The organism is Mesorhizobium sp. M7D.F.Ca.US.004.03.1.1, from assembly GCF_003998635.1.
In the GTDB taxonomy this organism is placed as follows: domain Bacteria; phylum Pseudomonadota; class Alphaproteobacteria; order Rhizobiales; family Rhizobiaceae; genus Mesorhizobium; species Mesorhizobium loti.
Genome location: NZ_RZQG01001264.1, coordinates 1 through 1,336, shown reverse-complemented (window position 1 = coordinate 1,336; position 1,336 = coordinate 1). Strand labels below are relative to the sequence as shown.

2 protein-coding genes are annotated in these 1,336 nt (G+C 57.0%); both read left to right on the top strand.

The genetic code is table 11. The features are described from left to right. Nucleotides 1-346: 346 nt before the first annotated feature. Nucleotides 347-589, top strand: a complete 243-nt coding sequence (locus EN935_RS36180; RefSeq protein ID WP_127374237.1) for a DUF982 domain-containing protein — start codon at nucleotides 347-349, stop codon at nucleotides 587-589. 75 nt (nucleotides 590-664) lie between these two features. After that, nucleotides 665-886 (top strand): hypothetical protein, encoded by a 222-nt coding sequence (locus EN935_RS36175; RefSeq protein WP_111543961.1) that lies wholly within the window; start codon nucleotides 665-667, stop codon nucleotides 884-886. Nucleotides 887-1,336 lie beyond the last annotated feature (450 nt).

Sequence of the window (1,336 nt, the reverse complement as noted above, 5' to 3'; positions counted from 1 at the left end):
CCACCGCACCCCGCCCGCCCTCTTTATCTCCCGGCACCCGCGCGCCACTAGCAGCGTCGACATTGCAGCAGCGGCCCCCTCAAGGCTGGCACCGTCCAGGAAAGCCCGAGCCTAAGACCAGGCGCCGCTTCACCTTCCGGACACGTCGGAATTCGCTGTGCTTCCTTGCGCAACAAGACCGGTGCCCATCCGAATTCAGGTAGCGGCCTGCTGAAATTCGGCAGGCAACTTGTCTTGAGATTGGGCAACCGTCAGTTCTGTTCTGGCCCTAGCCACAAATGTATAAATTGACCCAACGTCATGATAGCGAAGACCGTGTCACGGTCGGAATTGAGAGTGTAATTGCATGTCGAGCAGGTTCGTCCGGCCCGTGGTGGTGCAAGTTGGCCGGCATGACCGTGAGCGCATCATATTCGATGTGAACGACGCAGCGACGATCCTGCTGCGGAGTTTCCCTCATCAGACGAACAAGCGAAAACTGGCCATGGCTGCATGTCTTCAGGTTCTGCGAGGCGAAGCTCAGCCGCCGGTAGCGAGACGCGCCTTCGTTGTAGCGGCGTTAGAAGCGAAAATCCTACGCAGCGACTGAGGTCGAAGCGGAACATCGCACCTCTCGACAACGGGCAGGTAGACCGGCAATATTTACCTCGATCGGAGATGGCATATGCGAAATTTGCCGAGCGACATCGATGCTGACGTTGTGATCGAAGTCAGTCGGCTTATCGATGATGCCGAGGATCTCTTGCCTTTGCCGGTGCACGAACTGGTCAAGCGGATTCGTACGATACTGCAGACCCGCCTTTCCGACCAAGCTATCGAAGAACTGGTGGTCGAGATGGCATCGACACGCGGGTTGCCCATGGTCTTCGACAAGCCTGCAGAATAGTCAATTCTTCCACATCTCTTGTGAAAATATCGGCAAAAGCAGGCGGCGAATTGCCATTGTCCTTCGAATGACCGGAGAGAATGGCAGGCCGAGAAACGGCCTTAGGTCAGTCTTCGCCAGCCGGGCTGGCGAATATAAGCCATCGGCTTAACCGCCCTGACCATGGTTCTCAATTCACCGATGAAGTGGCAACGCGATACTGCCCAATTCTGGCTGCGAGATCGCGCAATCACCGCCGGGCCTCGTCACCTCAGTTTACCCGTTTACCCGTTTCTCGCGCGCAAGAAAAAGGCCGGACCAAGGTCCGGCCAGGTATGGAGGTTAAACCTCCAGAGGGGAACGCGCCGGACGAATGGGAGGAAACATCCGACGCACCGCGCATATGGGTCAACAAAGGTGACACTTCAACAACATGCCGGTAGGCCACCAGACCTGTCCTCTTGGTCTGTC

What these genes read in the sequence shown, in the direction of transcription:
- EN935_RS36175 (WP_111543961.1), top strand. Translation starts at nt 665, where the DNA reads ATGCGAAATTTGCCGAGCGACATCGATGCTGACGTTGTGATCGAAGTC.
- EN935_RS36180 (WP_127374237.1), top strand. Translation starts at nt 347, where the DNA reads ATGTCGAGCAGGTTCGTCCGGCCCGTGGTGGTGCAAGTTGGCCGGCAT.